Source organism: Rhodoglobus sp., from assembly GCF_053580035.1.
In genome coordinates this window covers 199,643-223,728 of sequence record NZ_JBMDVL010000001.1, presented here as the reverse complement: position 1 = coordinate 223,728, position 24,086 = coordinate 199,643, and the positions used below count along the sequence as shown (strand labels likewise).

At 57.2% G+C, this 24,086-nt stretch carries 22 protein-coding genes; 14 read left to right on the top strand and 8 right to left on the bottom strand.

Annotated features, from left to right (window positions below; translation table 11 throughout):
- Nucleotides 1-124 precede the first annotated feature (124 nt).
- Together ACOH1Z_RS01110 and ACOH1Z_RS01105 are read left to right on the top strand one after the other, a co-directional pair.
- Nucleotides 125-1,036 (top strand): alpha/beta fold hydrolase, encoded by a 912-nt coding sequence (locus ACOH1Z_RS01110; RefSeq protein WP_449646662.1) that lies wholly within the window; start codon nucleotides 125-127, stop codon nucleotides 1,034-1,036.
- A complete protein-coding gene (locus tag ACOH1Z_RS01105) occupies nucleotides 1,033-2,115 on the top strand; it encodes a glycosyltransferase family 4 protein (protein ID WP_449646661.1) in 1,083 nt (360 codons plus the stop codon). Before ACOH1Z_RS01110 ends, ACOH1Z_RS01105 begins: the two co-directional genes overlap by 4 nt.
- Nucleotides 2,116-2,143: 28 nt before the next feature.
- On the opposite strand, the gene ACOH1Z_RS01100 is transcribed toward ACOH1Z_RS01105, so the two are convergent.
- Nucleotides 2,144-2,800 (bottom strand): histidine phosphatase family protein, encoded by a 657-nt coding sequence (locus tag ACOH1Z_RS01100; RefSeq protein ID WP_449646660.1) that lies wholly within the window; start codon nucleotides 2,798-2,800, stop codon nucleotides 2,144-2,146.
- A 29-nt stretch (nucleotides 2,801-2,829) separates the two neighbouring features.
- Nucleotides 2,830-3,660: a Sir2 family NAD-dependent protein deacetylase gene (locus ACOH1Z_RS01095; protein WP_449646659.1), complete on the bottom strand. Its 831-nt coding sequence runs from the start codon at nucleotides 3,658-3,660 to the stop codon at nucleotides 2,830-2,832.
- Between the two features lie 82 nt (nucleotides 3,661-3,742).
- On the opposite strand from ACOH1Z_RS01095, the gene ACOH1Z_RS01090 reads away from it, so the two are divergent.
- The 3 genes from ACOH1Z_RS01090 to ACOH1Z_RS01080 all read left to right on the top strand — a co-directional run bounded on the left by ACOH1Z_RS01090 (nucleotide 3,743) and on the right by ACOH1Z_RS01080 (nucleotide 7,023).
- On the top strand, nucleotides 3,743-4,546 hold the full coding sequence (locus tag ACOH1Z_RS01090) for a TrmH family RNA methyltransferase (RefSeq protein WP_449646658.1): 804 nt from the start codon (nucleotides 3,743-3,745) through the stop codon (nucleotides 4,544-4,546).
- A 34-nt stretch (nucleotides 4,547-4,580) separates the two neighbouring features.
- On the top strand, nucleotides 4,581-5,807 hold the full coding sequence (locus tag ACOH1Z_RS01085) for a D-alanyl-D-alanine carboxypeptidase family protein (RefSeq protein WP_449646657.1): 1,227 nt from the start codon (nucleotides 4,581-4,583) through the stop codon (nucleotides 5,805-5,807).
- Between the two features lie 109 nt (nucleotides 5,808-5,916).
- Nucleotides 5,917-7,023: a fatty acid desaturase family protein gene (locus ACOH1Z_RS01080; protein WP_449646656.1), complete on the top strand. Its 1,107-nt coding sequence runs from the start codon at nucleotides 5,917-5,919 to the stop codon at nucleotides 7,021-7,023.
- A gap of 70 nt (nucleotides 7,024-7,093) precedes the next feature.
- On the opposite strand, the gene ACOH1Z_RS01075 is transcribed toward ACOH1Z_RS01080, so the two are convergent.
- Nucleotides 7,094-7,855 (bottom strand): SGNH/GDSL hydrolase family protein, encoded by a 762-nt coding sequence (locus ACOH1Z_RS01075; protein ID WP_449646655.1) that lies wholly within the window; start codon nucleotides 7,853-7,855, stop codon nucleotides 7,094-7,096.
- A 148-nt stretch (nucleotides 7,856-8,003) separates the two neighbouring features.
- Between ACOH1Z_RS01075 and ACOH1Z_RS01070 the strand changes: the two genes are divergently transcribed.
- From ACOH1Z_RS01070 to ACOH1Z_RS01060, 3 genes are all read left to right on the top strand, one after another.
- Nucleotides 8,004-8,267: a GlsB/YeaQ/YmgE family stress response membrane protein gene (locus tag ACOH1Z_RS01070; RefSeq protein WP_449646654.1), complete on the top strand. Its 264-nt coding sequence runs from the start codon at nucleotides 8,004-8,006 to the stop codon at nucleotides 8,265-8,267.
- 185 nt (nucleotides 8,268-8,452) lie between these two features.
- Nucleotides 8,453-9,700: a DNA polymerase IV gene (gene dinB / locus ACOH1Z_RS01065; protein ID WP_449646653.1), complete on the top strand. Its 1,248-nt coding sequence runs from the start codon at nucleotides 8,453-8,455 to the stop codon at nucleotides 9,698-9,700.
- A gap of 69 nt (nucleotides 9,701-9,769) precedes the next feature.
- On the top strand, nucleotides 9,770-11,539 hold the full coding sequence (locus ACOH1Z_RS01060; RefSeq protein ID WP_449646652.1) for a DEAD/DEAH box helicase: 1,770 nt from the start codon (nucleotides 9,770-9,772) through the stop codon (nucleotides 11,537-11,539).
- Nucleotides 11,540-11,725: 186 nt separating this feature from the next.
- Here ACOH1Z_RS01060 and ACOH1Z_RS01055 read toward each other — a convergent pair whose 3' ends face one another.
- From ACOH1Z_RS01055 to imuA', 4 genes are all read right to left on the bottom strand, one after another.
- Nucleotides 11,726-11,929 carry a cold-shock protein gene (locus tag ACOH1Z_RS01055; RefSeq protein ID WP_009772173.1) on the bottom strand — a complete coding sequence of 68 codons (204 nt, stop codon included), beginning with the start codon at nucleotides 11,927-11,929 and terminating at the stop codon, nucleotides 11,726-11,728.
- Nucleotides 11,930-12,085: 156 nt separating this feature from the next.
- On the bottom strand, nucleotides 12,086-15,547 hold the full coding sequence (locus ACOH1Z_RS01050) for an error-prone DNA polymerase (RefSeq protein ID WP_449646651.1): 3,462 nt from the start codon (nucleotides 15,545-15,547) through the stop codon (nucleotides 12,086-12,088).
- 42 nt (nucleotides 15,548-15,589) lie between these two features.
- The gene (locus ACOH1Z_RS01045) at nucleotides 15,590-17,197 is read right to left on the bottom strand and encodes a DNA polymerase Y family protein (RefSeq protein WP_449646650.1); all 1,608 of its coding nucleotides are present in this window, start codon (nucleotides 17,195-17,197) and stop codon (nucleotides 15,590-15,592) included.
- Nucleotides 17,194-18,015 (bottom strand): DnaE2-dependent mutagenesis accessory factor ImuA', encoded by an 822-nt coding sequence (gene imuA' / locus ACOH1Z_RS01040; protein WP_449646649.1) that lies wholly within the window; start codon nucleotides 18,013-18,015, stop codon nucleotides 17,194-17,196. Before imuA' ends, ACOH1Z_RS01045 begins: the two co-directional genes overlap by 4 nt.
- Before the next feature lie 78 nt (nucleotides 18,016-18,093).
- Here imuA' and ACOH1Z_RS01035 point away from each other — a divergent pair, with 78 nt between their 5' ends.
- The 3 genes from ACOH1Z_RS01035 (at nucleotide 18,094) to ACOH1Z_RS01025 (ending at nucleotide 20,836) form a co-directional block, all read left to right on the top strand.
- Complete coding sequence (locus ACOH1Z_RS01035; protein WP_449646648.1) at nucleotides 18,094-19,125, top strand: ATP-binding cassette domain-containing protein; 1,032 nt, start codon at nucleotides 18,094-18,096, stop codon at nucleotides 19,123-19,125.
- A complete protein-coding gene (locus tag ACOH1Z_RS01030) occupies nucleotides 19,122-19,967 on the top strand; it encodes an ABC transporter permease (protein WP_449646647.1) in 846 nt (281 codons plus the stop codon). Before ACOH1Z_RS01035 ends, ACOH1Z_RS01030 begins: the two co-directional genes overlap by 4 nt.
- 182 nt (nucleotides 19,968-20,149) lie before the next feature.
- Complete coding sequence (locus ACOH1Z_RS01025) at nucleotides 20,150-20,836, top strand: GDSL-type esterase/lipase family protein (RefSeq protein WP_449648174.1); 687 nt, start codon at nucleotides 20,150-20,152, stop codon at nucleotides 20,834-20,836.
- 51 nt (nucleotides 20,837-20,887) lie between these two features.
- Here ACOH1Z_RS01025 and ACOH1Z_RS01020 read toward each other — a convergent pair whose 3' ends face one another.
- Nucleotides 20,888-21,601 carry a LysR substrate-binding domain-containing protein gene (locus ACOH1Z_RS01020; RefSeq protein ID WP_449646646.1) on the bottom strand — a complete coding sequence of 238 codons (714 nt, stop codon included), beginning with the start codon at nucleotides 21,599-21,601 and terminating at the stop codon, nucleotides 20,888-20,890.
- Nucleotides 21,602-21,638: 37 nt separating this feature from the next.
- Here ACOH1Z_RS01020 and ACOH1Z_RS01015 point away from each other — a divergent pair, with 37 nt between their 5' ends.
- The 3 genes from ACOH1Z_RS01015 to ACOH1Z_RS01005 all read left to right on the top strand — a co-directional run bounded on the left by ACOH1Z_RS01015 (nucleotide 21,639) and on the right by ACOH1Z_RS01005 (nucleotide 24,084).
- The gene (locus ACOH1Z_RS01015; protein WP_449648173.1) at nucleotides 21,639-22,001 is read left to right on the top strand and encodes a DUF5997 family protein; all 363 of its coding nucleotides are present in this window, start codon (nucleotides 21,639-21,641) and stop codon (nucleotides 21,999-22,001) included.
- 181 nt (nucleotides 22,002-22,182) lie between these two features.
- Entirely contained in the window at nucleotides 22,183-23,283 is a 1,101-nt protein-coding gene (locus ACOH1Z_RS01010) for a GAF domain-containing protein (protein WP_449646645.1), read from the top strand.
- A gap of 51 nt (nucleotides 23,284-23,334) precedes the next feature.
- Nucleotides 23,335-24,084 carry a DarT ssDNA thymidine ADP-ribosyltransferase family protein gene (locus ACOH1Z_RS01005; RefSeq protein ID WP_449646644.1) on the top strand — a complete coding sequence of 250 codons (750 nt, stop codon included), beginning with the start codon at nucleotides 23,335-23,337 and terminating at the stop codon, nucleotides 24,082-24,084.
- Nucleotides 24,085-24,086 lie beyond the last annotated feature (2 nt).

Here is a 24,086-nt window from a genome sequence, read left to right as displayed (position 1 = left end):
CAGCGTATGCCGGAGCACTGACAGCAGGAACGCGGCTCGCGGTGATCCATCGCTTGGGCAGCGTTCTCGACGCGCGACACGTCAGATGCGAGCAACCACTCGGCGACTGCCTAGAATTGTGTGAATGAGACCCGCATCGCCGTACGGAGAACTACTCGCCGCTAACCCTTCGAGACACTCCACTATCGACGTGCTCGGCGCAACAACCCACTACTGGGAGTACGGGCCAGCAGATGCGGAGACTGTACTCGTTCTTGTTCACGGTTTTCGGGGGGACCACCACGGACTCGAGGCGGTGTGTGCACACCTTCGCGGCATCCGCATCGTCAGCCCCGACCTTCCCGGGTTTGGTGACTCTGCGCCGCTCAACGGGCACGCCCACGACATCACGGGTTATGCAATGTGGCTCGACGCGTTCATCGGATCTTTGGGACTCAGTGGTCGCGCAGTGCTGCTCGGCCACTCATTTGGTTCTATTGTCGTCGCGGCGGCAATAGCTCGCGGACTTACAACACCGCAACTGATTCTCGTGAACCCAATCGCGGCGCCTGCCCTCGCCGGCCCTAATGCCGTGCTCAGTAAAATCACTCTCGGCCTCTACCGCTTGGCACGATCACTTCCCCTCGCCCTGGGTGCACCGCTGCTCAGCAATTGGCTTGTCGTGAGGGTGATGAGTCTTGCGATGGTAAAGACGCATGACGCCGAACTTCGCCGCTGGGTACATCAACAGCATCACGCGTACTTTAGTAGTTACGCGAATCGTGACGGCCTGCTTGAGGGGTTTGAAGCATCGATCGGCTCAGACGTCAGCATGTTTGCAGAGCAGATTTTGATGCCAACCTTGCTGATTGGTGCACGCAACGATCCGATTAGTCCTGTTCCAGCGCAAGAGCGGCTGGTGGATGTGATTCCGGATGCCCGACTCGAACTTTTCGACAATGTTGGCCATCTCATCCACTACGAACGGCCACGCGAAGCCGCCGAATTAATTGTTTCGTTCCTCAATACAGGAACAGTTGCGGAGTCAACCAAGTGAAAATTGTTTTTGATTGCCGCTACACGCGCATCGGCCGACATGACGGTATCAGTCGCTATGGTTCACGGCTGGTTGAGGAATTGAACAAGCTGCACCCCGTAACGATGCTGATCTCTGACAAGCGCCAGCTCGAACTTTTGCCCGACCTTCCGTGGGAGCTGGTGAGCTCACCGACAAGCGCTCGGGAACCATTAGTCGCGCTTCAGGTCAATAAGCTCGGGCCGGATGTTGTATTCACACCGATGCAAACCATGGGACCGTTCGGGCGCAAGTACGCTCTCGTCACGACGGTGCACGATTTGATCTACTACAAGCATCCAACGCCGCCCCGCAATCTGCCGTGGCCGGTTCGGGCAATGTGGCGTATCTATCACCTCACCTGGGCGTTCCAGCGTGCACTACTGAACCGTGCGGATGCGCACGTCACAGACTCCGAGACGACTCGCGATCAGATGCTTGAGCATCGACTCACCACACGACCGATCTCTGTGGTGACTTTAGGAACTGACAGCGCTCAGCAGTCTGCCGTGCGCACCGCCCCCACCTCGCGAGAGCTCGTTTATATGGGCTCCTATATGCCATACAAAAACGTGGAACTCATCGCGCGTGCGCTTCACGACTTGCCCGGGTACACCCTGCATCTCATGAGTCGCGCTGATGACGACGTGAAGGCCCGGTTAGCTGCGCTTGCTCCCGAATCCTCGCTCATTTTTCACAATGGGGCGAGCGACGAAGTGTACGCCGAGACCCTGTCACGGGCCACTGCGCTTGTTTCTGCATCGCGGGACGAGGGCTTCGGACTACCACAGGTCGAGGCGATGGTTCTCGGCACTCCAGTGTTGCTGAGCGACATTCCGATCTTTCGTGAGATCTCCGGGGCCGCGGGCGGCTTCTTTGACCCGGATGACCCAGCAGAACTTGTCCGTGAGGTGCACGCTCTTGAAGACCCTGCAGTCTGGCAGTCGCGCTCAACACTGGCGCGTACTCGTTCCGCCGAATTCACGTGGGCTAAGGGTGCAGCTGCACTCTCGCGGGTATTGCGCGACGCAGTGGAAGCTCGCACGCAGTCACGCAAGTGATTGGATGAGTGAGCTGGTAGCTCACGCTCTAGTGTGTTGACGACTCCCGACGCGCCAGTACATTCTGCGTGTCAAATGGATCTCCGCCTGTGGTCTCTGATTCGGCTTCGATAGGGTCATCAAAGTTCACCAGATAGAGAGATCCATCGTCGTGGCGAAAGCTGTGTACCGATCCGTTGACGATGGGTGAACGCGGTCGCTCAGGTGCCACCGCTGCCAGAATGGACGCAATCACTCCACCATGTACGACGACGATCACTGACTTTCCGTGATTGGCTTCAGCAAGTTGCACGAGGGCGGGAAGTGCGCGGTCAATTACCGCTTGCCGCGGTTCACGGCCGGGTACTTCAGTATTTCCCGGATAAAGAGCATCAACTTCGCTATCCGTGCGACCTTCGGCGTCACCATAATTACGTTCGACAACCGCTGGAAGCGGGATCGGCTCAGCCAAACTCGTTTCCGCGGCAATGATTTGAGCGGTCTCCATCGCGCGGGAGAGTGGGCTGGCAAAGATGCCATCCCAGTTACGTCTCGCCAGAAGCTCACCCGTTGCCTTCGCCTGAGCTCTCCCCGTGTCATTCAGGGGTATGTCGCTACTGCCCTGAATGCGCCGCTGGCGATTCCAATCCGTTTCGCCGTGACGTACTAGGTAGATGAACACAGGACTCCCATCGATGGCACTCACTAACTCATGCTCGTGCAGCGCTCAATTACTTATGTACCCAGACGATCGAGCAAACTGCTCAAAATGACGGATGCTCCGCCGTCCAGCTTAACGTCGGCCCGTCGATCTGCCTTTGTTATGCCGCGATTGATGATGATGAGCGGGATCTGCTTGCGAAGCGCACGCTCCACCAAGCGAATTCCAGAATTCACAACCAGCGACGAACCCGCGACGATGAGCGCCTCCGACTGGTCCACGAGCGACGAAGCAAGCTGAAACTTTCGTGGCGGAACGAATTCGCCGAAGAAGACAACGTCAGGTTTCAGCATTCCGCCGCAGACAGTGCAGTCAGGAACCACGAAAGCCTCGACCTCCTGCACCTCCGCATCGCCGTCAGGATTCAGCCGGTTGACTTCAGACTGTTCCAGCCAAGGATTGAGCTGCTCAATGCGCTGAGCGAGAGGAACGCGAGCGAAATATTGCCCACAGCGAAGGCACCGCGCTCTGTCAACGCTGCCATGAACATCCACAACTCGTCCTGAACCGGCTTGCAGGTGCAACCCGTCAACATTTTGGGTAATAACGCCGTTGCTCAGCCCACGCCGTTCAAACTCAGCCAGAGCCAAGTGTCCATCGTTGGGAGCGGATGCTGCAAAGCGTTTCCAGCCCAGGTGACTTCCGGCCCAGTACCGTTTGCGAAAGTCTTCGGCGCTCTGGAATTGCTGGAAGGTCATCGGATTACGCACCGCGGCGCCCTCGCCGCGATAATCGGGTATACCGGAATCGGTACTGATGCCGGCGCCGGTGAGAACGCTGATCAGTTTTCCATCCAGAAGCTCCGCAGCACGATCAATTTCGTTGCTGGCGTTTTGTGTCTGCACACCTCCAGCGTAGACACTGCTAACAGCACAAAAGCCGAGTCGAGACATCCTTGCCTCAAATTCGCGTAGTTGGGAACACACAGTGAATGTCATCCGGGTTACCGAACTCTCTGATCCGCGACTGAGTGATTTCGCTAACCTCACCGATGTTGCGCTCCGGCGCCGCACCGAACCCGAGGGCGGCTTGTACATTGCCGAGTCGTCGAAGGTCATCTCCCGAGCTTTGCGGGCAGGACACATTCCTCGCGCGGTGCTCGTGCTCGAACAGTGGCTCGACGATGTAGCTGAACTGCTCGGTGACTCAGAAACCCCGGTTTATGTGGGGGAGTCCGCATTGTTGGAACAATTGACTGGCTTCAATCTGCACCGCGGCGCGCTGGCATCGATGCACCGACCGCGATTGCGATCCGTTTCAGAACTGATCGAGGGTGCCCGCCGCATCGTCATTCTTGAAGACATCGTCGATCACACCAATGTTGGTGCGGTGTTCCGCTCGGCTGCCGCTCTGGGCGCCGATGCCGTTCTCATCACCCCCCGCTGTGCAGATCCCTTCTATCGCCGTAGCGTGCGGGTCAGCATGGGAACTGTTCTCCAGGTGCCATGGACCCGGCTGGACAACTGGCCAGCGGATGCCGCGATACTCCAAACAGCGGGCTTTCACCTCGCAGCGCTTGCGCTGAGCGACGATTCCATCGATCTTGATACATTCGCCGCGAACGCGCCAGAGCGAGTCGCCCTCATTCTCGGAACCGAAGGTGATGGTCTATCGCGACAAACCATCGAAGCTGCGGACAGCGTTGTTAAGATTCCCATGATGCATGGCGTGGATTCGCTCAATGTCGCTGCCGCCAGCGCAGTGGGAATGTACACGCTTCGCGTGCGCTAGCGCTCAATCGCACCTGAACTGTTAGCGTTATGCGGTGCCGCTGACTCAACGCCAAATCTTTCGTCGCCGACGTATTGTCGTGTTTTCCGTCGTCGGAATTGTTCTCACGACAGCGTTCTACCTCCCTCTCACGCTGCTCGCGCCTCTCGAACAAGTCTCTGCGTCAGCGATCGCTCACCCAGCGCCAGAGCTCGCGGAGCCCGAATTCACGTTCCCGACTTATGGGGCTTCAGCGATCGCTGCCACTGATCGTCCGGGCGTACTGGCACAAGCTGGAAGTAAAGAGGCGCTTCCTATCGCCTCGATTACGAAAATCATCACGGCGCTTGTCGTGCTCGACGTCAAGCCGCTAACAGCTGACGAGTTAGGGCCAACGATCACCTTCGGGGCTGCAGATCTCGACTACTACTACACCCAACAAGCGCAATACGGACTGGTATGGCCCGTTTCCGATGGGCAGCAGTTGTCGCAACGAGACGTCATGAACGTCACGCTTCTTGCATCGGCGAACAATTATGCTCAGTCACTTGCCCTCTGGGCTTACGGCTCTGAAGACGCATTCGTTTCAGCCGCTGCTACTTGGCTCACCGACCACGGGCTAGCAAATACCACGATCAGCGAGGCGTCGGGCATCAAGACTTCGAACACCAGCACCGCTCAAGACCTCACTGAAATCGCGCGCCTCGCGATTTCAACGCCTGTCATTGCGGCGATCGTGGGAACTCCTTCAGTGGAAGTTCCGGGCTTGGGAATCGTGAGCAATCGCAATCAGCTTCTCGGAATCGACGGCGTTGACGGCATCAAGACGGGAACGCTCCTCGACAACTATGCGTGCCTACTGTTCTCTACCGACGTTCCCATCGGTGATGAGATCAAGACATTCGTTGGCGTTGTGCTCGGCGGACCGGACCACCCGACGATCGCTGCGGCAATCCGCACGCTCATTGCGGAGGCAACTGAGGGCTATACAGAAGTGACTCTCGCCAGCGATGGCGAAAAATTTGCCGAATACGACACGCCGTGGGGCGATGACACCACCGCTGTCACTTCAGCCACCATCACTCGTGTTGTCTGGGGAGAAGATGACATCACGATGACGGTGGATGCCGACCCAGTTCGCGTCGCTACCGCAGGCTCAAGCGCCGGTGTTGTCTATGTTCAGATCGGTTCTGAGTCGATTGAAATTCCGCTTCACTTCAGTGACGAAATCGACGGCCCGGGAGCGTGGTGGAGGCTCACGCATCCGCAGAGTTTGTTTTAGTTATCAAATAAACACGGGGCTCACAGGCACTAGCGGTAAGATTGTTTGATCTGGAGCACCCGCTCGTATGTCACATGGCTGGGAAGTCATACGAAACTTCTGAGGTCACGTGAGTAGTTCTCTCTCAGCCGATCCCACACGTGTAATTAAAACTGGTCCACGCGGTGTCGGTAATCCCATCAGCGAATTCGCTGCCTTGCTTCGCACCGTGCGCGAAGCTGGTCTTCTGCGTCGCAGTCGAGCCTTTTACATCATCACTTTTGCCGTCATCACGTTGGCAATGGTCGCAGCCTGGTTTGGCTTCGCAATGCTGGCCGGCACTTGGTATGTGCTGCTCATCGCGGCTGCCATGGGCATCATCTTCACGCAGTACGCATTCTTGACGCATGAGCTAGCTCACCGTCAGGTCTTCGACTCGAGCAAGCTCAATGACACGCTTGGGCGCCTTATGTCCGACCTCGTTGTCGGCATCAGCTACGCCTGGTGGATGAACAAGCACTCGCGTCACCACGCGAACCCCAACACGGTAGATAAAGACCCTGACATCGAAACTGACTTCATCATTTTCCAGAAGGAAAAAGCAGTCGGCCTCAAGGGAATTACCAAGTTCATGGCTAACCGCCAAGGTTACCTCTTCTTCCCCGCTCTCTTGCTCGAGGGCTTCAACCTTCACTCACACGCTTTCCAAGAGGTGTTCAACCTCAAGAAGAAGGTCGACAAGCGGGCTCTCGAAATCGTCCTGCTCCTCGTGCGCAACATCGGTTATCTCGCGGTCGTTTTCACGTTCCTACCGGTAGGAATGGCGTTCGCTTTCCTCGCGGTCCAGATGGGCATCTTCGGCTTGTACATGGGCGCATCGTTTGCTCCCAATCACAAGGGAATGCCAATTCTGCCCAAGGGATCGAAGGTTGACTACCTGCGACGTCAGGTACTTACTAGCCGCAACATTCGCAGTGGTGTCTTCATGAACCACTTCATGGGTGGTTTGAACTACCAAATCGAACATCACTTGTTCCCCACGATGCCTCGACCGCACCTGCCTCGTGCCGCAGAAATGGTCAAGGAATACTGCAAGACCAAGGGAATCAAGTACACCGAGGTAGGGCTAGTAACTTCCTACGGAATTGTTATTCGTCACCTCAATGAAGTTGGCCTTGGCGCTGACGGTGACCCATTCGATTGCCCTGCAGCGGGCCGAACCGGCTACACAGGCTAAAGAACGCCGCACTACAACGCTGAAGGGCCCCTACCGAGTCGGTAGGGGCCCTTTGACGTTGTATCGAAGCTTAGAACTCCGGACGCTTCGCTGTGATGTTGTCTCCAGACGACTCGTGACGTATTCGACGGAGCACCCAAGGCATAAGGTGTTCGCGCGCCCAACCGATGTCTTCCACTCTCGCTGTGCGCCAACGCCGCGGCGGAAGAGGTTCTGGTTTAAACGGTTCGAGTTCATTGGCAACGTTGAGAGCCTCAAGAACCATGCGAGCTACGGTGTGATGTCCGATAGCGGAGAAGTGCAGTCGATCCGGTGCCCACATGCGCGGATCACCGAGTTCACGCAGTGACCACATGTCGGCGACGACGGCATCGTGCCGATGAGCGATCGTGCGAATGTTCTCGTTATAGATGGCGACTTTTCCTCGCATGCGATTCAGTACTGGCGTCATCCCGATGTCTGGTCCCGTGAATAGCACGACTGTGGCACCGTCGCTTCGTAGCCCGGCAACGAGCGCATCGACTCGGCCAGCTACCTCGTCGGGATCTGAACCGGGGCGGATGATGTCGTTTCCTCCAGCCGAGACGCTAATCAAGTCGGGCTTGAGCAGCAGTGCCGGCTCGAGTTGCTCGGCGTGAATCTGGTTAAGCAGTCGCCCACGGATCGCGAGATTTGCATAGGCAAAGCCTTCTTTGTCTTGCCCAAGAACTTCAGCGACACGGTCGGCCCACCCGCGATTGCCGCCGGGGGAGTTGGGTTCTGGGTCGCCAATTCCTTCAGTGAAGGAGTCGCCAATGGCGACATATCGAGTCCACGGATGTTGTTCTTGCATTCATCCAGCTTGCCTCACATTTTGTCTGTGCGAAACCCGAGTGATTCCTGTGAGCAGCCTGTATCACTTGACCCCCGGATGGGGGCATATTAGGTTTATTCACGATCTTCACATCGAAGACAACATACAACCGTTTGGAGAACACACAATGGGAATCATTGGTTGGATCGTACTGGGACTTATCGCCGGAGCCATCGCTAAGGCAATTCTGCCCGGACGCCAGAGCGGCGGTTGGATTGCGACACTGATCCTTGGTGTCGTTGGTGCACTCGTTGGTGGATTCGTTGGAGGCGCGATCTTCGGAATCGGGCTCGAAGAATTCTTCTCCATCCAGACGTGGCTTGTAGCCATCGCTGGTTCAGTGCTCGTGCTGTTCATCTACGGACTAGTCACGCGCGGCTCACGTCGCTAACTCTTTACTAAGAAAGCAGGCGGCACACCGAGGTGTGCCGCCTGCTTTGTTTAACCGGTTGCGGGAGATTTATCAGCCGCCACCGTGGCCCGCCACCCCGGCCTGCTTAGCGGTTCGAATACTCGGCTTGCGGAGGGGCAGTGAAGCGTCACCGCAGCGTCAGAGGCTCCTGAGAGAATAGGAGCATGGGCAAGCAAGACGGACTGACACGGCACGTGTCGGCACTCGACGTCGACGACAGCACCGCAACCATCCTGCACGTCGACATGGATGCCTTCTTCGCTTCCGTTGAGCTCCTCGATCACCCCGAACTCATTGGCAAGCCAGTAATTGTCGGCCACAACTCGACCCGCTCAGTTGTCACGGCCGCCACCTACGAAGCTCGTAGATACGGCGTGAACTCGGCGATGCCGATGGCTCTGGCGCTTCGACGCTGCCCTAAAGCCATCGTGCTTGAGCCACATTTTGAGCGGTACCAGCACTACTCAGCCAAAGTCTTTGAGATTTGCGATGAACTCACACCAAAGGTCGAGCGATTGGGCATCGACGAAGCCTTCCTCGACGTGGCTGGCGCACGCGCGATCTATGGCTCGCCCAAAGAAATCGCTGCATTGCTTCGCGCGCGAGTCCTCGCCGAGACAGGTTTAGTCTGCTCAGTGGGTGCTGCGGCATCCAAGTATGTAGCTAAAGTAGCGTCAGGTTTGTCAAAGCCAGACGGTCTGCTCGTGATTCCGGCCGACAAGACCATCGAGTTTCTTCATCCGTTGCCCATCTCTGCACTCTGGGGCGTCGGCGGCAAGACCGAGGAGACGCTTCAGCAGCGTGGCTTCTCCATCATTGCCCACATCGCCCACGCCGATCGCGAGTCGCTAACGCGAGCAGTGGGGGAGGCCGGTGCCGTGAAACTGCATAACCTCGCCTGGGGCAATGACCACCGAGAGGTCGAAGAGCGCCCGGCAGAAAAGAGCATCGGCCACGAGACGACTTTCGAATACGACGTGCTCGACGCCGACGGGATCCGCAGAGAGCTTCTGCGCCTGTCCGGAAAAGTTGCCATTCGTCTGAGAGCTGCCGGCGTGGTGGCGCGAACTGTCGTTCTCAAATTACGATTCGAGGATTTCAGCACGGTGACGCGCTCCCGCAAGCTGCCTGAGCCCACCGATCTCGGTCGCACCCTTTACGAGACCGTCCGAGGCATTTACGACGAGTTTGTGGCCGAAGGACGTCCCGTCCGCCTCGTCGGTGTGCGCGGAGAACAACTCGTCGACCCCGGAGGAACGCTCATCAGCTTGTGGGACACCACAGACGGCTGGCGTGATGCTGAAGAGGCAATGGAAGCGGCCTCAGCACGATTCGGCAGCGGAGCTATTGGTCCTGCACGGTTGCTAGGTGCTGAACGCTCCGCGCGTCCACGACTCGGCCAGCGCGATTAGCCCGCGCCTGCAGCGAAACTCCGCTGCCGCGACCATCGATGTCAGTCAGAAACGGTAAAGTCTTATCAAGTGAGCACTCCATTGCCTGGCCCAACCGTGGGCACGTTTGCGGCGGAACACCTCTCACCGTCGTACCCGGAGCGCGCCGCCAGAGGCACCGCGTCCAAATTGCGGGCGTGGCAAGCCGAAGCACTCGATCTATATTTCGAACGAGAGCCGAAAGACTTTCTTGCTGCAGCGACACCGGGAGCCGGAAAGACAACTTTCGCACTGCGATTAGCGGTTGAACTGATCGCACGACGTGAAATCGACCGCGTCACCGTTGTCGCCCCAACAGACCATCTCAAGCGGCAATGGGCCGATGCCGCTGACCGAGTTGGGTTGCGTCTCAACCCTGGATTCTCCAACGGCGATGCGTGGGGTGGTCGACGGTTCAACGGAATCGCCGTCACCTATGCGCAAGTCGCAATGAAGGCATCCTTGCATCAAGAAATCACCGATTCGGCGCGGACCCTCGTCATTCTTGACGAGGTGCATCACGGCGGTGATGCGCTGAGTTGGGGCGATGCCATCCACACCGCGTTTGGCCGCGCGACCCGGCGACTCTCCCTCACGGGGACTCCATTTCGCAGTGACACTGCCCCTATCCCGTTTGTCACCTACGCGCCCGACGGCAAAGGCATTCGCACTTCAGTCACGGATTACAGCTACGGCTACGGCCGTGCCCTCAGCGACGGCGTCGTTCGGCCCGTCATGTTTATGGCCTATGCAGGCAAGATGCGTTGGCGCACCCGCATGGGTGATGAGATGGAGGCCCGGCTGGGCGAGGGCGACACTAAAGATGTGACTTCCCAAGCTTGGCGCACTGCCCTTGATCCCCAAGGCGAATGGATGCCGGCAGTGCTTCGAGCCGCTGACCGTCGTCTTAGCGAAGTGCGGCATTCGATTCCGGATGCTGGCGGACTCGTCATTGCTACTGACCAGCTCGCTGCGCGCGCCTATGCGGGACTCATCAAAGAAATTACGGGGGAGTCAGCGACGATTGTCCTCTCTGACGAAAAAGAGTCCTCTGCACGTATCGAGAAGTTCGCGGCAAGCGACAGCCGGTGGATGGTTGCCGTGCGGATGGTGTCAGAGGGCGTAGACGTTCCTCGGCTAGCCGTCGGAGTGTATGCAACGTCAGCGTCGACACCGCTCTACTTTGCTCAAGCCGTTGGGCGGTTCGTTCGCGTGCGCCGACGTGGCGAGACCGCATCCATTTTCTTACCGAGCGTTCCATCGCTGATGCTTCTGGCAGAAAAGCTTGAGCAGGAACGAGATCACGCACTCGATCGTGAGAGCGCACAAGACGAGTTGCTTGACGATAGCCTTCTCGACAGCGAAAACCAGGAAGAGAAAACGAGTGATGAGCTTTCAGATGAGTTCGTTTGGGAAGCAATCGAGTCAGATGCAAATTTCGACCGGGTGCTTTTTGACGGGAATGAGTTTGGATTTGCGGCAGAAACAGGCAGTGATGAAGAGCTCGACTTCATTGGGCTCCCCGGAATTTTGGAACCTGAACAGGTTCGCGAACTACTGCTGCAACGCCAGAAACGCCAGTCTCGGCGCGCCGAAGGCAAGCCAAAAGCAGACAAGCCCCAACCGTTGTATCGAACGCTCAAAGAGCAACGCACCCTGCTGAATAATCTGGTGGGGCGACGCGCGAAACTATCCAACGAACCCCACGGACTCATTCATGCTGAGCTGCGCCGAGTCTGCGGAGGGCCTGCTGTCGCGCAGGCAACGGTGACGCAGTTGCAAACGCGCATCGACTATCTGAGTAAAAGCATGCACTCCTAGGGGGAGTGCCTCTCACATTTCGCAACACGCTGGGCGCCGGACGCGTGGCACCGCAACCCCCATCGCTGTGGTCTTGTGGGTCCATCCGACTGATCGAGCAGCTGCTGCAGCTAAAACAATCGTGGGTTAACAAGAAAACGCCCCCGGTATAGGACCGAGGGCGTCTTCGTTACTGAACTATCAAGATCAGATGGGGCGGATGTTCTCCGCCTGGGGTCCCTTGGGACCCTGTGTGATGTCAAACTCAACCTTTTGGTTCTCGTCGAGCGACTTGTAGCCATTTGTTGCGATGGCCGAGTAGTGGGCGAACACATCAGGACTTCCGTCCTCGGGGGCGATGAAGCCAAAGCCCTTTTCTGCGTTGAACCACTTGACGGTACCTAGTGCCATTTAAAACTCCTCCAGGAGCGTTTCTTTCAGGCCCCGACAGTCGAGGCCGCATCCATGCCTTGTATAGAACATGAACGATTCCATAAGGCTATATCAGTATTGCGCTGCATGGGTCATGTATTTCGTAAAGTTCACACAACGGTAATGAAGTTTCTTTTAATGGAAATCACGCGATTGCGTGCGGGGAAGCCCAGAAAGTGGCTCAAAACGATCTGCGAGCACATTAATAACGCCATCATCTGATCGCTCAACAATGCCACGAACAATCAAGGCTGCACTGTCGCGCGCGATGCGGCGATACCGCCCCCAGACACCGACACTGCAAATCACGTTGATGAGTCCCGTCTCATCTTCGATATTCATAAAGGTGATGCCGCTGGCTGTTGCCGGACGCTGCCGATGGGTAACCACTCCACCGATCTCGATGCGGCGACCCGACTCGGTGACAGCAAGGTCAGTGGCAGAAAGAACCCCCCGACGCGTCAAAGCCTCTCGCAGATGCACCACAGGATGACTTGCTGGAGAGATTCCCGTTGCCCAAAGATCAGCCATCAGGTCATCAAAATTTGAGGCCAACGAAAACAGCGGAGGCTGCACAGTGACCATGCTGTTCGGCAAATACTCTTCCCGATCGTGTGCAGCATTACCCGCATTCCACAGCGCCTCCCGACGGGTCAGCCCGAACCCATCGAAGGCACCAGCCGCCGCCAACGCTTCTAACTGCTTTGTGGTGAGCCCTACGCGGCGAACTAGATCATTCATTGAAACGAACTCGCCCGAATCACGCTCAGCCACAATTTTTTCTGCAACAGCTGTACCGATGCCCTTAACCTCATCCAAACCAAGACGCACCGCGAATGCACCATCACGACGATGATCATCAGTATCAAAGTGGGCCGAGCGATCAAAGGGGCCGACCGGTGGCTGTTCGTGATCGGTGCACTGCCCACTTCCGGTAGGCGCTGTGCTCCCAGAGTGCTGCTCAAGCCCCGCAAAAACCCCAGAACGATGGATGTCAGGGCCACGCACCTGCACCCCGTGGCGCCGAGCATCCGCCACCAAAGACTGTGGAGAATAGAAACCCATCGGTTGCGCGCGCAGCAGCGCAGCAAGGAATGCCGCGGGGTAGTGCAGTCGAATCCACGCGCTGGCATAAACAAGAAGGCCAAAGCTGAGGGCATGGCTTTCAGCAAAACCAAAACCGGCAAAGGCTTGAATGCTCTCGTAAATGCGGTCGGCATCCGCCCCGACGATTCCGTTGCTCGCCATCCCGGAATAGAGCTTCGACCGCAACTTGTCGATGCGTTCGATGCCGCGCTTCGACCCCATCGCGCGCCTCAACAGGTCAGCATCATCCGCCGAACATCCGCCAACCGCCACCGCGATCTGCATCAACTGCTCCTGAAAAATGGGTACCCCCAAGGTGCGCTCAAGTGGCTCAACCAGATTGGGATGCAGGTAAGTGATCGGTTCGGCACCCATCTTGCGGCGCACATACGGATGCACAGCTCCACCCTGAATCGGACCGGGGCGAACGAGCGCAATCTCTACCACCAGATGATAAAACTCTCGCGGCTGCAGACGCGGCAGCAGCCCCATCTGAGCGCGACTTTCCACTTGAAAGACCCCGATGGCATCAGCTCGACACAACTGGTCGTAGACGCCCTGCTCTTCGGCGGGAATCGTAGCGAGATCCCAACGCTCACCAAGTGCCTCATCAACGAGATCGAAACTGTATTGCATGGCCGAAAGAATGCCGAGGCCGAGAAGATCAAACTTGACCAGCCCCATCCACGCGCAGTCATCTTTATCCCACTGCACCACTGTGCGCTTTTCTTTGCGGGCATGCTCAATGGGCACAACTTCGCCAACGGGTCGTTGCGTCAGCACCATTCCGCCCGAATGGATACCTAAGTGCCGCGGAAACTTCATCACCTGCTGAGCAAGTTCCAACACCGAGTCGGGAATGTCATGGTCGATTCCGGAAACTTCAGAACCCCACCGCTCCATTTGCTGTGACCAGGCATCTTGCTGACCCGCGCTGTAGCCGAGTGCTTTCGCCATATCGCGCACAGCAAACCGGGGACGATACTGAATCACGTTCGCCACCTGGGCCGCATTTTCGCGCCCGTAGCGGTCAAAGACGTATTGGATGACCTCTTCACGACGTTCGGAATCGAAATCGACATCAATGTCGGGTTCCTCTTCGCGCATTGCCGAAATAAACCTCTCAAACGGAAGCTTGTAGCGAATCGGATCGACCGCCGTGATCTTCAGCAAATAACACACCACTGAACTGGCCGCTGAGCCTCGTCCCTGACACAAGATTCCTCGGCCGCGAGCAAACGCCACAATGTCGTGCACAATCAAGAAGTAGCCGGCGAAATTCTTCTCTTCGATCACATCAAGTTCACGCTGGATACGTGCCCGGTTAGCTGCAGAAAGTGTGATCGCTCGATCGGCGACTCCCGCCCAGGTGAGTTCACGTAGCCAGCTCGACGGCGTATGCCCCTCTGGCACCGCCTGATCAGGAAGGGCTGGCTTCGCCTGTCTCAGTTCAAACGCCGCCTCATTGGCCACCTCAACCGTCGTAGCCACCGCACCGGGGTAGCGGGAAAAGCGTGCCGTCATCTCGACGCCCGACTTCAGATGAGCTGTTCCGGCAGCAGGGAGCCAGCCATCCATCTCATCAAGACTGCGTCGAGCACGCACGGCGGAAATCGCCGAATGAAGATGATGTTGGCGTGGCGTCGCATAGTGAGCGTTCGAGGTGGCAACAACACGGAGACCACGCGCATGAGCTAAAGAGTAGAGAGCATCGTTGTAAGCAGAGTCGAGGGGATACCCCTGATCGAAAAGTTCCACAATGACAGCTTCGCTGCCGAAGAGCTCACACAGTCGGTCGATCTCGTGGCCAGCAGCCGTTATTGATTCATTGCTTGGTGCTGAATTGGGGTTCGGGCCACAGAGCGCTCGACGCACAGCACCCTTTCGGCATCCGGTCAGCACAAACCAGTGTCCCCCTGCCAACTCCGCCAATTCGTTCAGGTCATACTGCGGGCGCCCCTTTTCTCCTCCCGCCAGTTGCGCGCGAGTAATAGCCAGCGCCAATCGGTGATACCCCTCCTCTTTGCGAGCAAGCACCAGCAAGTGTTCGCCTTCCGGATCAGCGTTGCCGGCTTGCGGTTCTGTGAGATTCAAAGAAAGTTCTGCACCAAACAGTGTGGAAAGCCCCAACTCGGCTGCGGCCTCAGCCATTCGGACAATTCCGTAGAGCCCGTCATGATCGGTAAGAGCAAGAGCAGTCAGTCCCAGCCGAGCAGCTTCTTCTGCCAGCTTCTCCGGCATGCTCGCGCCATCAAGAAAACTGAAGCTCGAATGCGCGTGAAGCTCGGCATAGGGCACAACCTCACTAAGGGATGCCGTATCGGCGTCGCCCGTCGACGCACCATGCTCTACATCGAGATGCTCATTCGGAGGGACATAGGGCACACGTTTGCTCGACACCAACGACATGGCACGCCCGTCACCGGCTTCGCCAATCGGTGTAACCGAGCCAAACCCCGACAGCGTTCGCTCAAGCTGGTGCCACGGAATCGGAGGATTAGACCACGCCATGAGACACCTCACCCCGCGGAACGTTCATCAACCACACGTGCATTAGTCGTACCTCGCTTCGGCCCACCAGCCGCCATCGTCGAGCACAAGCAACCACGCACATCCGGTGTCATCGACGGCTTGAAAACGCCAAGCATTTCCTGAGGCCCCCGCCTCCCACCAGCGTTCAGCGAGAGGCCACGGCCCTGCCCACGCCGTTAGCGTGCGCGAGCGCGAATCGCTGGTCGCAAAACGTGCGGGGGCCGCAGCAACCTGACCTCGCTCATCCACGGAAACTGGACTGCCATCGTGAGCAAAAACATGCACAGCATGACGCGATGAAAAAACTGTTCCCGGTAGGGGAGCAGGCAGCGCCCCTGGCCACGGCCGATGCGCAGATCTTTCATCAATGCTGCGATCGCCCCAAGCGGTAAATTGCTGCCGCGACTGAAGCGTTCGCCCACCCTGCAGAGTTGGCATGAGCACAGCCCCATGCCCGAGCATGCTCTGCACTCGAGAGAGTCCGTGATGGATGCGCGGCTCAAGCCCAGAACCCCACAATCCTGTTTCGTGGTTGCCAATCGCATCCACCGTTTCGGGCACAATGCGCACACGACTGATACCCGAACTCAAACCTGCATCAATAAGACCGGAGCCTTGCACCTGCCAACGGACACGATCAACAACATCGCTTGCAGTGAATGACCGCGGATGTAACCACACACGTTCGGCAATTTCGCCAGATTCGGAATCAAGCTCGACACGAATCGCGGTGGCAACTAATTGGGCATTCACCAGTGCCGCAATGAAATCATCAGCCAGACTGCGAATGCCGAAGGCCACTTGGTCGACCCTGTCGAGTGCTGGCTCAAAATCGATAACAACATCAAGATCGAGAGGAGGCGTGCGGGCAATAAATGCCTGGGGGTCACGACCACCAGCAAGGGAATGCAATCGAGCGCCGAGTTCTCCAAAACGAATACGAACATCGCTGTGCTCAAGCTGGGCAAAGCCGCCAAGAGTAGAGATACCCAATTTCAGGAGAAGAGTGGCGATCGGGGGCTCTTCAAGCACCGCGATGGGTAGTGGTGCCAGAAAGTTTGCAGACTCTCCGAGAGGAATGAGTCGCGCCTGACCGGAGCGAGAATGCGGATCTGCCCCCACAGTGCTGCGTGCAGCATGCACCGCAGTGAAGAGGGCATCAGCAATACCCACTCGTGCATCGGACGCAACAATCTCATTAACTCGATCAATGACGGTGAGTGCTGCAGCCTTTTCGCCACCGTAATACTGGGCGGCACCACGCACCCTCACAGCACACATGCCCGGTCGAAGTAGTTGTACGCCAGGAATTAGCTCTTCAACGCCAGCAATCACAGGTTCGAATGCACGACTATCGAGCGCAGGATCGTAGGCGCGATCGATAAGCCCAGGAAACTTCGACTGCGCTTCTCGCAACCTCAACCCCCGGCTGATCCCCTCAGCCCGCGCAGAAGCAGAAGCGGCAAAAACGAGACCCTTCTCAGTGAGCACGAGCGGAGCATCCGTCGGCAACTTTTCGTGTTGTCTGGCAGCAACCACTGGCCAATCAGGACACCACAGCACAAGAACGCGGGGGAGAGAAAGAGGATTAGCGGAGCGCTGAGCCAAAGGAAGCGGTGTGGCGGTCATGCTGACACCCGATGCGGCAGCGCCGAAATTTGCGGCAGGACTGTCAGTTCAGGCAGGACTGTCAGTTCAGGTTTGGCCAACTCGTGGTCGTTATAGGACCGAATAGTTTCTGCCGAATCGGGTAACCACAATCGCGCACTGCGGGGACGTGCAGCACTCTTGCTTGTGACAGTGACGGTTACCTCGCGAGCAGCCAAGTGCCCATAACCCGCACCAATGCCATGCCATCGACTTTCGCCCAACGACACCATTGCTTCGCTTTGCGGCCACGACCCCATCATGAGCAGCGTAGATTTGCGCTGCCGAAGCCGTGAAGCCAACCGTGCGACAGCAGAATCAGAAGCTCGAGCAGGGGGTCGAGCCACAACAACATCAACGACATCTGCGATCGCCGCAGTAACGGCCAACCATTGGTCACCCGGATGCGGAACCAACACCAACCGTTCAAGATCGACCCCGAAGCGTGCGGCTGCTTCGATGCCAAACTCAGGAACCCCAATGACTGCACACCAAGACCCTGCCGCAGACGGTGGCGCGAGCAATGCCATCAGCAACATGGTTGATTTATCTATCGAATAAACGCTGCCCTGTTGCAAACCACCACCGGGTAAAAGTTTGCCGATAGCAGGGTGGGTGGGGATCAGTTGGGTATTTAGTGTGCGCGACTGCATCTGGGCGATGCGGGATTGCAGTTCGGCTACCCGTTCTGAAGCCGAGCTGGCTGCGATAGACCTCCCGCTTTGCACACTCGATCGCGCTTCAGCGGTTGCTGAAAAAGCTTGAGCGGAGACAGGGGACACCTGTTCATATTCGAACATATGTTCGAGTGTGTCAATTGCGTACGACATCTACCGGCGTGTCTTTACGATGTCGCACGCATCATCTACCTTTGCTTCGTGACTTTCATCGAAGCAGTTGACCTCAGAAAGACCTACACACCCAAAGGGGCCGCGCCGGTTCATGCGCTCGACGGTCTCGATCTTGTCGTTCCTCAGGGAACAGTTACCGCCCTTCTCGGCCCGAATGGTGCAGGAAAAACGACAACAGTAAAAGTGCTCACAACGCTTATCCGCCCCGATTCGGGCACCGCGACAATCAATGGAATTGATGCGATCGCTTCACCAGAACGTATTCGCCCAATGATTGGGGTGTCCGGGCAGTACGCGGCCGTCGACGAAAATCTCACGGGCTTTGAAAACCTCGATATGGTTGGCCGCCTTTACCATTTGGGCGCACAACAGTCTCGCGAACGGGCTCGTGAACTCATTGACCTCTTTGACCTCACAGAAGCGCAAAATCGTCCGGTTAAGGGATTCTCTGGCGGCATGCGGCGACGCATCGACCTCGCTGGCGCCCTCGTCATGCGACCGCCGGTGCTCTTCCTCGACGAACCGACGACCGGCCTTGACCCGCGCAGCCGTATCGGCATGTGGGAGATCATCACGTCGCTAGTGGGGGAGGGCACAACCGTTCTCCTCACCACCCAGTATCTCGAAGAGGCTGACCAGCTCGCTGACAGTATCTCGGTGATCGACGATGGCAAGGTCATTGCGAAGGGAACCTCAGACGAACTCAAAGCTTCAATCGGTGGCCAACGCGTTGAAGTGAGTCTTGTTTCGACGGATGATTCAGCTGCCGCCATCGAAATCCTCACCCGATTTGGCACAACCGAACCTGTTGTGAACCTCGATGGTCGTGGACTCACGGTTAACGCAGAAGACGCCCCTGCCGCACTGCAACGTATTCTCAGTGAGTTCGCCAGCCAGGGCATCCAACTTTATGACGCAGGAATGCGCAGGCCGACTCTCGACGATGTGTTCTTGAAACTCACCGGCCACACGGCGAGCACGGATGATGCTGAGCCAACAGACTCGACTTCCTCATCCGCAACGCAGAAAGCAACTTCAGCAAAGAAGGCACAGCAATGACCGCTACGGTTCGCGAAAAAACACCGTACCCCACCACATCTTCGCCGGTCGCCGCATGGCTCAACGATGGATGGATCACCACTCGCCGCAACCTCATCAAGATCAAACGTGTCCCTGACATCTTGGTCTTTACGACCCTGCAGCCGATCATGTTCGTACTGCTATTTACCTATGTCTACGCCGGCGTGATCGATATTCCCGGCAGCACGTACGCCGAGTTCATCATGGCGGGTATTTTCGCCCAGACAGTGGTTTTTGGTTCCACCTACTCTGGTTCGGCTATGGCCCAAGACCTGAAAGACGGGATTATTGACCGTTTTCGCACATTACCCATGAGCTCATCGGCTGTGCTGGTTGGTCGCACAAATGGCGATCTCCTCATTAACTCAATTTCGATGGTCGTGATGATGGCCACAGGACTCATTGTGGGTTGGCGAATCAACTCAAGCCCATTTGAGGCTCTCGCTGCGATCGCGCTGCTCTTGCTCTTTGCCTATGCGTTGTCGTGGGTAATGGCGTTCATCGGAATGAGCGTTCGCAGCCCCGAGGTGATCAACAATGTTTCTTTCTTGGTGCTCTTTCCGCTCACCTTCATCTCAAATGCGTTTGTTCCCGCAGAAACTCTGCCAGGGCCGTTGCGCGCATTTGCGGAACTCAACCCCGTATCGGCCTTAGTGCAAGCAGCTCGTGAGTTGTTCGGCAATACCCCTGTGGGCTCTGCGCAGTCCGAGGTGTGGTCGCAACAACATCCAGTGATCACAGTCCTCATCGGAATTGTACTGATGTTGGCGATTTTCATTCCGCTTGCGGTGCGAAAATTCGCAAGCATCAGCACACGTTAGGAGCGGGGAGCGCGGTCCTTTGAGCCGCGGAGGTATGGTTAGCGGCTCATAACGATGTTATGATCCGCATAATTAGACTGCCCCTCCCGCTGGGACATTTACATCGCAACCACCTGAGCGATGCGCTCCGATATACCCGAAACGGAGAACAAGAGATGTTCGCCACGCTAGGACATATCGTGATGAAGTCATTCATGCTTGTGTGGTTATATACCTCACCACATTCGTGGCGAGGTCTTCCTGTGCCTGAAGCTGGTCCGCCCGTGGTAGTTGACGGACCCAATTCTCGGAATATTCTCCTGTGCGGTTCGGGCGTCGTTGTCGGCTACGGGGTTGCATCTCATGAGCTCGCCCTCGGGGGTTCGCTCGCTCGCTCGCTCGCCGCCATCACGGGTCGCGGCACTCAAGTGGCGACAATCGCCGGCGTCAGGCTGTCCCCTAAAGCAGCACAGTCACTCCTCACGCCTCAAACACTCAGCGAAACGGATGCCGTAGTACTGTCGTTCGGAACTTTCGACCTTCTCTCTTTTCGCCCCGCACGAACGTGGGGTCGACGCATCGGCGAGCTGGTCGACTCGGTCCTTGCCAACACCACATCGCGTACGCAAGTCTTTGTTTTGGATTGCACTGCGCCAAAGATGTCGACCTTTACCGCCGCTTACCAGCGCCGTCTCTTGACGCTGACATCTGAATACAATGAACAAATTCGTCTACTCGTTGAACAACGACAACGTGTCTACCGGATCGATTTCGCGCCAGAGCCTGAAGATGCGGAAGCTATAGAGGGCCGGCAAAATTATCGAACTTGGGCTGACGCGATCGCTCCCGAAATTGCCGGGGCGCTCGACGGTCCAGGAGTGAAAGAGTAGCTAAACGATCACGCGCACGAGCTGGCGGCTCCGTATGTCGCGGTCGGCCCGCTAGCGTTTCTTGTTCTGACGCTTGCCCGGACGAGCCGGACGTCGTACGTTCGCTCGCGGGTATTTGACGCGAGGGCTCGCCTGACTAGGACGTTGCTGTTTCTTTGTTGCCGTTTTGTCCTGGCTAGCTTCCGCCGTTGCGTCAGCAGACTCTGAAGCCTTCGCTGTTCCCCGTGAACTCCGTGCAGTGCGTCCGCGAACGATGCCGATGAATTCTTCAACGTGCGGATCAACCGAACCGTCGCGCCACGCAACGGCGACCTGCCACTCTGGCCCGTCGTCGAGTAGCTTTGCCACGACATCCCGGCGCATCAGTGCTCGTGCTACCGACTGCGGCATAATGGCCACTCCCACATTGGCAGCAACAAGTTCTGTTGCCTCTGACCAGCCACCAGATAACTCATTCTCAGCGCTAAGTTCGGAACGATTGACCGACTCCGACTTAGCCAGTGCGTGTTCCTTAGGGACAACCACGACGGCACGTTCTGTGTAGAGCGGGATTGCGGCTAGCGGACGATCGCCATCGAAATCTAAATCGATAGGTAGACGCAGGAGGGCGACGTCGGCGGCGCCGCTGTGCAGCATGGCCAATGCCTCTTCTTGCTCGCTTGCTACAAGATTCAGAGCGACATCGACGAGACGCTCATTCCAGACGCGTGCCCATTTGCCCGGGGTCGCACCGAGAACGAAGGCAACAGTGAATGACGAAGGCATGGGTTCAGGTTAGTCTTGGGGCGTGCCAGTTCAGACCATGAAGCCCGCGACAGCCGCCAAAAAGCTCGGTATTTATCTGCCAGCAACCCCAGAAGAGTTCCGTGACTCCGAAATTAGTCGCGAAGAACTTGCAGCGCTGCTCGAATCACCTCCGGAATGGTTAGCACAATTGCGCCGCGAAGGGCCCCATCCTCGACAGGTTGTTGCTCAAAAACTCGGGGTTTCGACATCGGGACTCGCCCGCGCAGGAGCGCCCGACGTGATGACAACTTCAGAGATCAAATCGCTTCTCGTCGAAATGCCGCAATGGCTCGTTGAGGAGCGATCGGTTCACGCCGCGGTCAACGAAGAGAATGCACGGATCAAGGCCGAACGCTCTGCGAAGGCCGCTCGTAAATAATCATCAGTTTTCCTCATTCTGCTAGTTCTGAAAAGTATTCAGGTCTATACTTTGTAGCTTGAGTGCGTCCGTGTCTGGACGTTCGGGTGGGGATCGATTGTTTCGTAGCTATGCTGCGCTATTGGCGTGGCCTTTAGTCAAGCTTTGTCTTGCGCTAATTCCGCAGAGTTGGCGGACCCTTGTGGTGCCCACAGATGACCCGCGCGCTGAAGCAGTTGGCCCGGATCCCGACCGCGTGCTGCTGCTTGGTCCGGGAAAGTCAGCTGGATTCGGAGTTGCTACGCACGAGCTGGGCCTCGGCGGTCACCTCGCCCGTGAACTTTCCGCACTCACCAAACGCGGGTGCAGCGTCGACATCGTCTCCGACCCTTCCATGTCCGCTGCAGACATCCGTGTCATCATTGGCTGGGCGCGTCTAGAGAAATTTGATGCACTTGTGCTGACCTTGGGAGGAGCAGACACCATACGGATGCGCTCGCTCTTTGTGTGGCGGCGAGACGTGTCAGCGCTGCTCGACGCTATCAAAGACAGCGGGGGAGGTGCACTTCACAGTTTCATCGTGGGGATTGCACCCGCCGACGAGTTGCTTACGCTGCCCGCCATGCTGCTCCGCATTGTCAATATGAATATCGCCAAGCTCAACGCCATAATTGAACAGCTCTGTGCGGCGCGAGCGGGCATCACATTTGTTCCCGCAACTCCACCGTCGGATTCCGCTAGCATTCCGTTTGCAAGCCACACCTACGCGCACTGGGCGCACGAGCTGGCTCCAGTAATTGCTGCTCGACTCGCAGATGGCGCCGTTCAGCCCTCAAATTGGTCGTCGAATACCGATCGTCCAGCATTCGACGATTCCGCACTCTCAATTGGGTCGGTGTCGAACTCGCTTGAGACGATCACTCAGTCCGCTCGAGTCATGTTTAACACTACGGGCGCTGCGGTTACGTTTCACGATCAAGAAACGTTCTGGTTCACCTCCACCTCAGGTGTTGGCGACATGCGGCGTGACGAAGCAGGGGACTTCTGCAGCGCGGCATTTGTCGCCCAAGGTCTCGTCGTATTGCAAGACACTCTCAAGGATCCTCGGTTCTCCGATCACCCCTGGGTTCTGAGGGGGCCGCGTATCCGGTTCTATGCCAGCTACCCGATTTCGGCACCTAACGGCGATGTTGTAGGCGCTGTCTGCATCTTCGATACTGGACCCCGCACGTTCGATTCGAGCCACGAATCACTACTCCGGGAGTTGGCCATGCGAGCAGCGTCGGCAATACAGCGACGATAATTGCCGTACCTTGGGAACGGAGGTCATTTCTGAACTCCGAGAAAGGACCCAATGAGTGGCACCGAGTGCATCCACGGCTTCGAGAATCAATTGTGCGATTCCTGCTTCCCCAAGGCTGCCCCTGCCAAGCCAGTGACGCGGGCAACAACGTCATCGCGTACCAAACGCGTACCTGGTGCGCCACGAGCGTCAAGCAATAAGCTCCCGGTCCTGGCCGATCAGCGGGCCTATCACGTCACGCACATCAGCAATCTCGAAAATATTCTTCGTACGGGACAACTGGTTGCTGCAGCTCAAATCGAAACTCCGATCTTAGACATCAGTTCGCCTCTTACTCGTGAACTTCGCAGCACAGCCTCGCTTAGCACGGGGGAGTCGGTCGACCGTTACGTGCCATTCAGCCTCGTACCTGAGTCAAGTGCATGGCGTGAGCTGCGGGATGGCGCAATGGAGCCACGGTGGTCGGATGCCGCACGTGCAGCATCATCGACAGATTTCGTTTTTTTGGTAACAACCATTCGTGCTCTCGGTGATGACGCGGTGCTTGCCGATGGTGACGCTTCTGCATCGCTCACTCGGTTTGCCGCTGATGAAGAAACCAAGACGCGAATGCTGGGGAATTTGCGCGCCGACGAACTCACGGAGGATGCTGAAGTTCTGATTCATGGTTCATTTGCCTTCGACGAAGTGCAGCTTGTTGGTGTAGCTAGTGACCGCGCTCGAGATCGTGTGAAGCAACTGCTCGATTCTGCATCCTTCGCGACCAAAGTGGCGGTCTACCCGCCATGGTTCATTCAGTAGGG